This is a genomic window from Paenibacillus gyeongsangnamensis, from assembly GCF_027533625.1.
Taxonomy (GTDB): domain Bacteria; phylum Bacillota; class Bacilli; order Paenibacillales; family NBRC-103111; genus Paenibacillus_G; species Paenibacillus_G gyeongsangnamensis.
Genome location: NZ_JAQAGZ010000055.1, coordinates 1 through 10,832, shown reverse-complemented (window position 1 = coordinate 10,832; position 10,832 = coordinate 1). Strand labels below are relative to the sequence as shown.

Below are 10,832 nucleotides of genomic sequence, written 5' to 3'. Positions count from 1 at the left end.
TCCTTCACTTTTTCCGTGAACGATTTCGTACAAATGGGTGCTAACCATTTACCAAATGAAGAAAATAGAGTATCCTTGTCCATGGGCTTAATCCTTTTCAGTGGATTATGGACAGGAACTACCTGCCATTTCATTGTAAAGGATTTTTTTATGCCCTGATGATAAAAAGACAGAAGATTATGAACATTCAGAGAAAATTAATGCAACGCTAGTGTAATGTTATAGTTAAATAAGAACGTACATTTGTATAAGTGGAGCGCGTAGCCCCCAGCGAGAGGCGTAGCGAGGTTTAACCGAGCGTTATTATTTATGTCTTAGTGGATGGTGGAAGTCTATGAGAGTGCAAGAAGTTCTCTTAGAGGATAGCAATAAGAGATACATGTTAATTGATGGGGACGGTTCCCCTGTGGTCCCGGTGTTGAAATACCTTAAATACATGGATCATACGGGGAAAAGCAGAAATACACAGAAGACGTATTGTTACGCCTTAAAGCATTACTTCACGTTTCTGCAAGAAACAGGTAAAGATCACCTTTATATCCGGTTAGAGGACCTGGTAGAGTTTGTCGGTTGGTTGCGTAGCCCTTTTGAGAGCACCAAGGTCACTCCCCTGAAACCGATTCAATCAAAGAAGACAGAGAAGACCGTGAACCTAATGGTTACGGCTGTGACGAACTTCTACGACTATTTGTATCGAAATGAAGAACTCCCCAAAGATATCTACGAAAAGTTGATACGGCAAGTTTGGGGTAGATCAAATTTCAAGAGCTTCCTGCATCATGTTAACAAGGACAAGCTGTCGGTGCGAAACGTATTAAAAATCAAAGAGCCGCACAGAAAGATTGAGACACTTTCGAAAGAGCAAGTGCAGCAAGTGTTGGACGCAACGACAAACATCAGAGATCGTTTTCTCATCCAGTTGTTATTTGAAACCGGTCTGCGCATTGGCGAAGTCCTATCACTTTACCTGGAGGATTTTAAATTTGATCATAGAGGGCATCGTATTGTTCTAAAGGATCGGGGGGAGTTAGAGAATGGAGCCATGCTCAAAACAGGTGAGCGTGGTATTTACGTTTCCCAAGCGCTAATGGATTTGTTTGACGACTACTTGTATGAGGTCCTTGATGAGCTAGACTTCCGTTCCGATTTCGTCTTTGTGGTTCTACGTGGCGAAAATAAAGGTAAGCCGCTAACGCTAACCGCTGTAGATGTCCAAAGAAAATAAAGTACTAGACTGAAAAATAAAGTATTAGACAAGGAAAATATAGTTGTAGACTGGGAAATAGTATTAGACTGGCGATAGCATTAAACTAACGGGCAGATTTGCTGAACAAATGGGCAGGAGCACGGTAAACTTACAGAGAATATTTATCAAAGTAAGTAAAGTTTATTAATCCTGTTGTTCAATTGGAGGTTGTATGAAGTACTTTTGAAGAAGCAAAACAGATTTGGATAAACCATGTACCTAAAAGTGGTCAATCAGATACTGTTGAAGGTGAACTAATTAGGGCGGTTGAAAAGCTTCGCTACGAGGCACAAAACAACGGAAATGGTAACTGGGACAAGGGTTTTGAGCGGTTTTGCCATTATTTACGAGACATTCTCATTGATGCAAAGACATTTGATAAATCTGTTTTAGATGAAATTCGGAAAGATATTGATACTTTAATTAATTATCGCGAACCGTATCTTAAAGATGATTTATATGACAGAATTACTGACCACATTATCGAGTGGGGATTTGCTCATAATGGTCCGATAAAACGTGAAAAAGACCCAAAACAATTTAGATAGATTAATGAAGGCTCAACCAACGAAAGACGATAGCAAAATGATTATGAATGGAGAAGGTGCCGCGGCAACCTGCTCCTGATCATTGAACTAAAGGGCAGCATAGCTCAATACTTTAAGATATAATGAGACTAAAAGTGGTAAAATCATGCGGCTAATAAAAGCGGTACTATGAAAAAAATGTGGATATCAAAAAAATCATCATATAGACTATATATAAAAGAAAATAATTTTCGAATATTAGGTAGCGGTGCGAATTCCAGGAAACTATCTGGCATTTTTGGGGTGAGCAAATGAATGGAAATGCTTTAGATCAGAAGCTATTCGAGAGTTTAAAGCCGGGACTAACTTCATACTGCTACAGAATGTTAGGGTCCATTTTCGATGCGGATGATGCCGTACAGGAAACCTTTATCCGTATCTGGCAAAGCCGAGCTCAGTTCAGACATGAATCCTCCCCCAAAACCTGGGCCTACCGTATTGCTTCAAACGTATGTTTAGATAAGTTGCGGCAGGCTAAACGCCGCGCCCTTCCCATGGATTTGATCGATCCTGCGGTGTCCATCGAGGAACCTCGTCATAAGCGAGACCATTCCGCTTGGATCTGGCCGGCCCCTCATGCTGAAGGGGATCCTGAGGATTCACTGGTCCGGAGGGATACACTCCGAGTATCGTTTCTTGCACTTCTGCAAACGCTACCGTCCCGCCAACGAGCCGTGCTCATATTGCATGATGTCTTTCGATGGCCGGCCAATCAGACAGCGGAAGCATTAGGCATGACGCCGGCAGCCGTCAACAGTGCGTTACAGAGAGCCCGAGGAACGATGACTCGTACGAAGCTTCGTTCAGATGAACTCCGACATACGGACGCCGAGCCTGACCTGAACCTTCTCTCCCGCTATGTGGATGCTTTCGAACGGTATGATATTGACGCACTATTGGAGCTATTTCATGAGAACGGCAGTCTATCGATGCCACCATTTGATATGTGGGTATGCGGCCGAGCTGATCTGGCCTCATTTTATAAGATTACACGAAGCCATTGTGAGGGATCTCGGCTTCTTCCTATCTCAGCCAATGGACAAAATTCAGCCTATGCCCAATATATGTGGAGTCCCAAGGAGCGGTCATTCGTACCGTGGGGTATACATGTACTCGAATTAAAAGGCAATAAGATATTACATATTCATACCTTCATTGATAGCGAATTGTTCAGTCGATTCGAGCTGCCTACATAACGAAATAGAACTCATGAGAAAAACTTTATAAGGTACCGATGATTTTTGATATGCTCATTCGTCTGTAAAGTTGAACGGCAAAATCTAAATTCGGAGGTACGACTTCATGCAGCGCTTATTTATTTGGGTGGAAATTCCCGCGGAAAATTTGGAACGAGCCAAAACGTTTTACGAGTATCTTTTTCAGATCGAAATGCCAACCATGGCGTTGGGAGAAGATCGATATGCATTCTTTCCAGTCCAGGAGCAGTTTAATGGGGGCGCCTTGGTTCAGGGGCCTAAACACAAACCGGCAGCTGATGGCGTCACCGTGTATCTGGACGGAAGCCCTGATTTAGCAACAATCCTGACGCGGGTTATCGAGGCGGGGGGAAGGGTAGTCATGGAGAAAACGTATACAGGAAAATCATCGGGTTATCTAGGGACATTCATTGATTCTGAAGGAAATCGCATCGGACTTCAGCATATGTGAATGATGTATAATGGAACTCGAAATCAAAAAGAATAGGGGACAATTCTCGCATGAATAATATTTTCATTGATTCACATATGGAAGAGATCATTGGCCGTATCGACAATTTAACGCCGAATTCCGAACCGCGATGGGGGATAATGAACGTCGCTCAGATGCTTGCCCATTGTTCATCGTTCCAGGACATCGCGATGGGCATTTACGTTCCCCAGAGGCATTGGCTCGGAAAGTTAATAGGCCCATTGGTCAAATCTATTATTTACAACGACAAGCCACTGAAACCCAACACACCCACGGTTCCGGAGGCACGCATAACGGATGAAAAAGAATTCGAATTCGAAAGGGGCGAATTGAAACGAAAACTAAGAGCGTTTCAAGCGAATGGGCCTCAGAAGTGTGCGAATCACCTGCATCCGTTTTTTGGAAAACTTACGCCTGAGCAATGGGGAAAAGGAACTTATAAGCATTTAGACCACCACCTAAAGCAATTTGGTGTATAAGTTCAGAGAGGGCCAATCCCCCCCCATGGGGTATTTTTAATTCTTGCCGTTACAGTCGGCATGGAGAAACGTAGTGTACCTAAAAATGATGATCGCTCAACTAACGGGTACGATAGCACAATAACGATAGGCTGCCGGCATTAACGGCAGCCTGTTCATTTAACGGGCATCATAGTTTAATAATAATAGAAAAATCCTTCGATCGATGCCTTCTCTTCGTTCCGTACGTCGCAATGCAGCATTAAAAAGTAATTTCCGAACGACTATCCGACGAGTCGTAAACGGCTTGAATGATTTTGGACGACAAGATGACCGTATCGATATGCGAGGAAAGCTTTTCGCCGGAGCGAATGCAGCTCAGGAAGCCGTCGATTTCGTTCTGGAACATGTCGGTCGAGGCGTATTTCGGCGTTGTTTCGAGCAACGCTCCGTCCTTGGCGCTGTAAATGGTGAACCCTTTGCCGTACTGGAGCCGGACGCCCGCTTTGTCGCCGAGGAAGTCGATATACTTTTCGTCGACGCCGATATTTTGCGCCCAAGCGCCGTTGACCGTAATGGTGGGCCCTTCTGTGCGGATCATAGCGGTAACGAAGTCGTCTACGTCATAAGTGCCGTTGTAATTCGGAGGTCCTGCCCACATGCTGACATAGGTGTAGTTTTCCATGTCTTTCCCCAGCTTACTGTAAGCTTGGCCGGTCACGGTTTTCGGCTGCGGATCACCCGTGCAATACATGACGACGTCGAGGAAATGAACGCCCCAGTCGATCAAGGCGCCTCCGCCGGCAATCGATTTCGTTGTGAAGGCGCCACCGAGTCCCGGGATCGAGCGCTGCGAGCGGAAGCTGATGTAGATGTGATAAATTTCACCGAGCTCCCCGTTTTGGATCATGTTCCGGATCCGATTGACGCCCGTGTTGAATCGGTTGACGACGCCGATGTTGAGCACTTTGCCGGTTTCGTGCTGCACCTTTTGCATCTCAAGAGCTTCGGCGTACGTTCTTGCGGCCGGCTTCTCGCAAAGCACGTTTTTGCCTGCGCGTAAGCAGTCTATGGCGATGGAGGCATGAACATGGTTCGGCGTGCAGATGGAGACCGCTTCGATTTCCGGGTCGTTCAGGGCGACGCGGTAGTCTTCGATTGCTTCGCCGCAGCCGTAGTCCTTAACCGCTTTATCGGCTCTCACTTTGATGATATCGCAGAAATATTTGATTTCAGCGTTCGGATTGGCCAAATAGGCTTTAATATGCGCGCTGTTCGCAATCGTACCACATCCGATAATGGCAACCTTTATTTTACTCATCTTTTAACTCCTTCGCTGTTAGTATTCGGGCAATTTTTTAATAGTATTGTAATATGTTGGTGCGTCAAATTCAACTAACATGAAATAATATCCCAGCGAATTCTGTCTCTTCATGTATTACGATTCGGCTCTACACTAAACTTTGCAATAACAATTATTCATTCCAATAGTTATAAAGAAGACTGTTGAATGACATGAACATATAAGCATAACTGGCCATCATTTGACGGTTTTTTTCGTGTTATGGATACATGTTCTTGTCATTCGAAATTGACAACAACATGTATTAATTGCCGATGAATGACAAAACATGTACTCATTGCTGAGTGGATAACCACAAGGCACTAAGCTAAACCGAGGGACGGGCAGTATAGCAACATTTTTAGGCTAATATGCGTTTAATGTTGACGGGACCCCAGATCGGCTAAGGGGGTTGTTAAAAAATAATTGAGAATGGGGGTAGCAGAAGTCCCAATCTTTGTTTTCAGGATATCAACTTCAATAGTGTATCCAAAGAGTCCGGCGTCTCGAAGGCGAGCCTATACAATCATGCAGACATTCGGCAGCGGATCGATTCCTTGCGCCGGCAGCAGTCCGAAGCACCTACTCCAAAGCAAGTAAAGAGCGAGATGAACGATGCCAGCAAGGATGCCATCATCGAAACGTTAAAACGCAAAATCAAGGCACTGGAGAGCGAAAACAAAGAATTACGAGAGCAGATCTGAAAAAAGGCTTATGCCGAGGTGTATAATAAATTTTAGTGGTTAATTAAGCTAACTGGCAGTTTAATTGAACATGAATTCGGAAAGTAACCGCTTAGAAAGTTGAAGAAACTGCGTGAAATCAAGGTTTGTCGGTCACAAAAAGTTATTAATTTTTTTGCAAAAAAAACAGGACACGATGCAAATCTTGTCAAATGGTTAAAGCACCACACTATAACCAGAGAGGGAGTGTCCTTAGCACCATGGTAACACAAACGCAGACCCAGACGCCAGAACAAAAAACACGCCGTGAAAGGCGGATTGAAATCTTGGCGGAACGCCGCCGCATTGACTTTTATCGAATCGGAAAGGATATTATTTCCGCTGGGGGACCAATTTGTGACTTCCCGCAATTCGCTTCGAAGATGCTTTGAACCTCCCGTAGTGATGCCGGTTGGGGGATCCATGAAAGTCATCGCTCCATCGGTTTGGTCCGTATAAAAATACGCGTTGTGGAATCCGTCTGGCCCTTCCAAATCACTTTGATGAATTTCTTCAATATGGTGAGGATTCGTACCAATAGGAAGTTGAAGCTTCCATAAAGAAAGATCGAAATTGCCACCTGGCGCGACAGATGTTTTCAAATTCGTCGGGGTGGATTCGTTTCCTTGCGATGTTGATTTAGCTGCATTCGATGTACCGTTTCCAGCATGCTTACTTCCACAAGCCGCCAATAAGGCAATGATGATGGCGTAATACAACGAATACAGGCAGCCTTTTTGATTGCAATTTCAACATAAACTCCCCTTTGTCTTAAATTCTAAGGTATATCGGCCTCTTTTTTCCACGTTCTTAGTATAACTTATTTATCGTGTCCTGTGTTTTCATTCTATGGGGGCATCTTTTACCTATTTCAGGGTTTGAGTTAATTATAATTAATCTTTCCCTATATTGTGGATGATCTTAATGTTATGATTGTGTTGCTGTAAAAATAAATCGTAACGAGGTGAGGACAATGAAAACAAAAAAATATACGTCTTATCCTCATGTTGCTTTTTAGTTATTTTTTTACGAATACATTAGGCTCTGAGGGTAGGATTCACTCTCAGGGCTTTTATATTTAGGCAGAAGGAACGTTTAAGCTTTCTTGCCGGTCTATGACAGCCACTTACGGAGTGGCTGTTATTTTTTTAGGACAAAAGGTTGGTCAAGGTAACAATAGTGGTTTTATTTTGAAATTGGTTAGGATTTAATCGTTTGTCTTACAAATTGATCTGAACTCTATTAGGGGGAATATGTATTGAACTTGAATTACTTAGGATGGAATTCATTTTTCGCGGAAAATTTCAAACAGTGCCGGTTTATGTTTGAGCAGGCTCATACCTGGAGATTAGGGGTCGATCCGTTTCGTCGTTACCTTGTTCCAAAGGATAAGGGGCCCCCTTCTTGAGATATCGTTTCAACTTCGGCATCGTTTCCCGTTATTCACCGCTTTCCAAATATGAAAGGATGATGCTTTATTAAAAGACTCGCTCAATATTTTCGCTCATTACAATCCAGACAGTCATCTTACAGTATGATTTATGAAGGTTCATTCTATGATCCATCACAAGGGGTGACGATATGTGACCCAACCTATTGGAATAATGATGTTGCCTATTACATTGAACGGACACATAAACTCACACTGGATAAACCATGTATCACCATAAAAATACCTTTTGACCGTCTCGGCTTAGATGAAAATATGGATCAAGTTGTTCTCTCAGATTTTGCATTAAGAGAATGGGTTGATCATATTGAGGCATTAAATGAATTGATTTATAACCGGTCACGTTCTGATAAAGAAAATGGTGCTTTCTATTGTTTTCGTCCAACCAATGTGGTGTTGCAACGTAATGCATCCTTTGTCGAAGTCATCTCGGAAAAATGGTATCTATGCTTAATGATTACAGTTCAACTTCCATTCAAGAATAATGATAAAGCTATGCGCATGCTCTGCAAAATGCTTCCAAAAGAAGTGGAGGAGTTTATTGCCAAGTTTGATCTCATCAAATTAAATGCTGCCTATGAATTGGTAAAAAAACAAAATATGATTCGCGAATGGCTGAAATCCAGTGATTATTGTGCGTTTATTGCGAATGGCAGCATTTTGCCAAGAAATAAAGACAACAGCGGGCCACTGGAGGGTGCCTTGCCTTTTACATCCCCGGAAGATGTTGAAGTTGAAATTTGTGGTTTGCGAGGAATGGGAATAAAACATGGTGTGACGGTCATCACCGGCGGTGGTTATTCGGGTAAAAGCACATTGCTGGATGCACTAAATTCGGGGATTTACAATCACATCATAGGCGACGGACGAGAATTTGTGATTACAGATCAAAGTGCAATGGAAATATCTGCAGAGGAAGGCCGTTCCATAAAAAATATCAATATTACGCCTTTCATAAAATGGATACCCAATAGTTCGGCTGAACAGTTTTCGACTGACTACGCCTCAGGTTCCACATCTCAAGCCGCAAATATTATGGAGGCAATCAACTTCGGGTGTAAGCTTCTTCTTATTGATGAAGACAGAAGTGCGACGAATTTTATGATTCAAGACATCAAAATGCGTTCATTAATCAAGCATGAACCCATTACACCTTTTACGGAACGTGTCAGGGAGCTTTATGAGGCTGTTGGCGTATCTTCCGTTCTTGTTATTGGAGGTAGCGGTGAATTTTTATCCGTTGCCGATCAAATCATCCTGATGGACAATTTTGTGCCAAAAAACGTAACCCAGGAAGCAAAAAATTTATGTGAACACGACAAACCACGCGAACGTATCCCCCTTACAAAATGGGAGATAGAAAGAAAAATAACCACCGATCACTTTTCGAGCTATCCACAGGGCAGTGGTACAGAAAAGCTGATGGTTTCAACCATGGGATACATGATGATAGGTGATGAACAAATTGATATCAGAGGGCTTTACAATATCACATCACACGCCCAGCTTGCAGCTATTGCCTTTTTAATTCGAAAAATCGCTGTAAGTAATCAGGATCGCCTCATCTTTCTTCATGAAAAGATCAAAAAAGCTCTCGAAGATATGGAGAGAGAAGGAGTGGATATTGTATTTTCTTCCTTTTTTCCTGGTTTCGAAAGATGGCTTGAATTACCAAGAATTAATGAAGTATTATCTGTCATAAACCGAATGAAACATTTGAATTTTATTCAGCTTGAGCCCTCTGAACACCTCTAATTACGACATAAATATACGTTTATCCAATTAGGAGACGGGTTGAAGTGGAGGATGGCTGTAGGATAGACTCTGCGCTAACCTAAACAAAGGCCCCGCTCGATATTGAGCAGGGCCGTGTCCGTGATAAAGAAGAAGGGGGGAAGTCTTGCTGTAATTAGGGAGTTAAACCAATGGACGTAACCGTGCAATGCGAAAAATGTAGCTTGTAGTTTCTTTTAATGTGTCGCGGTTTTCTTACGCGCATTTATTTTATGATTGTTGAGCGACACAAACATGTGCGTTTATACAAAACTGAATACGTTGCTCGCCGCTAACGACTTACCGGATGTAACCCTCGTCTGGGACCAGAACGTGCCGAGTTAAATCATAATAAAACCTCCTATTAGAGCAATTAATTCTAGTTTAGCATCAATCAGGAGCTTTACGAAGCCGCCCAGATTGATGGTGCAAACCGCTGGAAGAGGACTATGCGTTTTGCCAACAGGATCGCTTCATCTGTTACACTGCCGCCTGAATATATCATCGAAGGCATCCGCGCAGACTGCGGGTTTGCGGATCCGGCGGTGATGGGCATGGCTTCGACTTCTTTGATGAACGAAAGGAAGTCCTTCATCCCGTTGGTGTTCCCCGGATAACTAACGGCGAACGTTAGTTTCAGTTAAATGAGAAGGGAAACGGAGGAAAATCAGTGTCATTCGCAGAACGTCATCTTGCCGAATATCTGATGGTGAACATTCCCACGGGTGAAGTGCAATTAAGAGATGACCGAATCAAGAAATCGTGGATGGTTCGAGTAGATGCTTTTCGGTTTGCGACAATTCCCGTCACCAAAGCCTTGTTTGGCTCAATCATGCATCAAGCAGACTATGATCCTGACGATATGCAGATTCCAGTTACGGAAGTGTCTTGACAGGAGGCGATCGCTTTTTGTAATTCGTTTTCGCGACAGTCTGGTCTAAAGGAATGCTATGCGATAAACGACGACGGCGAGGTCATTTGGAACAAACAGGCTGATGGATATCGGCTCCCGACAGAAGCGGAATGGCAATACGCGTGTAAAGCGGGAACAAATGGTTACCGCTATGGCGTATTGGATGCTATTGCCTGGTATCGCGAAAATTCGGAAGGCAGTGTCCGAGAGGTAGGGAGAAAGGAACCAAATGTTTGGGGGCTCTACGATATGTTAGGCAACGTATGGGAGTGGTGTTGGGACATCTATGATGTAAATGTATACGGTACCTATCGTGTTTTTCGTGGCGGTAGCTGGGCGGAAAAAGCGAGGGGCTGCGGGGCCACGTGCCGACGTCGTAGCCATCCTACGTTTCGGATCGACGATTTAGGCTTTCGGCTCGCGAGATCTTAGATTGAACTCCCTCAGAGAATAAGGTTTTTCTCACGTATGCTCGCTCATTCGCAGGATTTCACGTACCTTGTTAAGTAGGAGTTTAAACGAGTGGATAATGTGGCTAGTCAGATCCGTTAGAGCGCATGCGGGAATAGAAGGTGTTGATCATATTACAACATCTTCCAAAAAAAGTTTTTGCTGCACGTCTCTCTCCACAAGGTCCTTGGGATTCACTCTC

Annotated in this window: 7 protein-coding genes and 3 pseudogenes; 8 read left to right on the top strand and 2 right to left on the bottom strand. The window is 43.5% G+C overall.

What is annotated here, in order from left to right; all coding sequences use genetic code 11:
• Window positions 1–334: 334 nt before the first annotated feature.
• The 4 genes and pseudogenes from O9H85_RS37050 to O9H85_RS37035 form a co-directional block, all read left to right on the top strand.
• Window positions 335–1,210 (top strand): annotated as a pseudogene (locus O9H85_RS37050) (tyrosine-type recombinase/integrase); the annotation flags it as partial.
• Between the two features lie 874 nt (window positions 1,211–2,084).
• Window positions 2,085–3,029: a sigma-70 family RNA polymerase sigma factor gene (locus O9H85_RS37045; protein ID WP_269886325.1), complete on the top strand. Its 945-nt coding sequence runs from the start codon at window positions 2,085–2,087 to the stop codon at window positions 3,027–3,029.
• 106 nt (window positions 3,030–3,135) lie between these two features.
• A complete protein-coding gene (locus O9H85_RS37040; RefSeq protein WP_269886324.1) occupies window positions 3,136–3,501 on the top strand; it encodes a VOC family protein in 366 nt (121 codons plus the stop codon).
• Between the two features lie 50 nt (window positions 3,502–3,551).
• Window positions 3,552–4,001: a DUF1569 domain-containing protein gene (locus O9H85_RS37035; protein WP_269886323.1), complete on the top strand. Its 450-nt coding sequence runs from the start codon at window positions 3,552–3,554 to the stop codon at window positions 3,999–4,001.
• Between the two features lie 241 nt (window positions 4,002–4,242).
• Here the strand turns inward: O9H85_RS37035 and O9H85_RS37030 are convergent, their stop codons facing one another.
• Complete coding sequence (locus tag O9H85_RS37030) at window positions 4,243–5,301, bottom strand: Gfo/Idh/MocA family protein (protein WP_269886322.1); 1,059 nt, start codon at window positions 5,299–5,301, stop codon at window positions 4,243–4,245.
• A 485-nt stretch (window positions 5,302–5,786) separates the two neighbouring features.
• Between O9H85_RS37030 and O9H85_RS37025 the strand changes: the two are divergent.
• A pseudogene (locus O9H85_RS37025) lies at window positions 5,787–6,026 on the top strand (DUF6262 family protein); the annotation flags it as partial.
• Window positions 6,027–6,058: 32 nt separating this feature from the next.
• Here O9H85_RS37025 and O9H85_RS37020 read toward each other — a convergent pair.
• On the bottom strand, window positions 6,059–6,763 hold the full coding sequence (locus tag O9H85_RS37020) for a polysaccharide lyase family 7 protein (protein ID WP_269886321.1): 705 nt from the start codon (window positions 6,761–6,763) through the stop codon (window positions 6,059–6,061).
• Window positions 6,764–7,578: 815 nt separating this feature from the next.
• Between O9H85_RS37020 and O9H85_RS37015 the strand changes: the two genes are divergently transcribed.
• The 3 genes and pseudogenes from O9H85_RS37015 to O9H85_RS37005 all read left to right on the top strand — a co-directional run bounded on the left by O9H85_RS37015 (window position 7,579) and on the right by O9H85_RS37005 (window position 10,612).
• Complete coding sequence (locus tag O9H85_RS37015) at window positions 7,579–9,249, top strand: P-loop domain-containing protein (RefSeq protein WP_269886320.1); 1,671 nt, start codon at window positions 7,579–7,581, stop codon at window positions 9,247–9,249.
• Between the two features lie 467 nt (window positions 9,250–9,716).
• Window positions 9,717–9,884, top strand: a complete 168-nt coding sequence (locus O9H85_RS37010; protein WP_269886319.1) for a hypothetical protein — start codon at window positions 9,717–9,719, stop codon at window positions 9,882–9,884.
• Between the two features lie 89 nt (window positions 9,885–9,973).
• Window positions 9,974–10,612: pseudogene (locus O9H85_RS37005) on the top strand (formylglycine-generating enzyme family protein).
• Window positions 10,613–10,832 lie beyond the last annotated feature (220 nt).

Bases quoted from the DNA above. Each gene is read 5' to 3' on its own strand.
- O9H85_RS37045 (WP_269886325.1), top strand. From the start codon at position 2,085: ATGAATGGAAATGCTTTAGATCAGAAGCTATTCGAGAGTTTAAAGCCG.
- O9H85_RS37040 (WP_269886324.1), top strand. From the start codon at position 3,136: ATGCAGCGCTTATTTATTTGGGTGGAAATTCCCGCGGAAAATTTGGAA.
- O9H85_RS37035 (WP_269886323.1), top strand. From the start codon at position 3,552: ATGAATAATATTTTCATTGATTCACATATGGAAGAGATCATTGGCCGT.
- O9H85_RS37030 (WP_269886322.1), bottom strand. From the start codon at position 5,301: ATGAGTAAAATAAAGGTTGCCATTATCGGATGTGGTACGATTGCGAAC.
- O9H85_RS37015 (WP_269886320.1), top strand. From the start codon at position 7,579: ATGATTTATGAAGGTTCATTCTATGATCCATCACAAGGGGTGACGATA.
- O9H85_RS37010 (WP_269886319.1), top strand. From the start codon at position 9,717: ATGCGTTTTGCCAACAGGATCGCTTCATCTGTTACACTGCCGCCTGAA.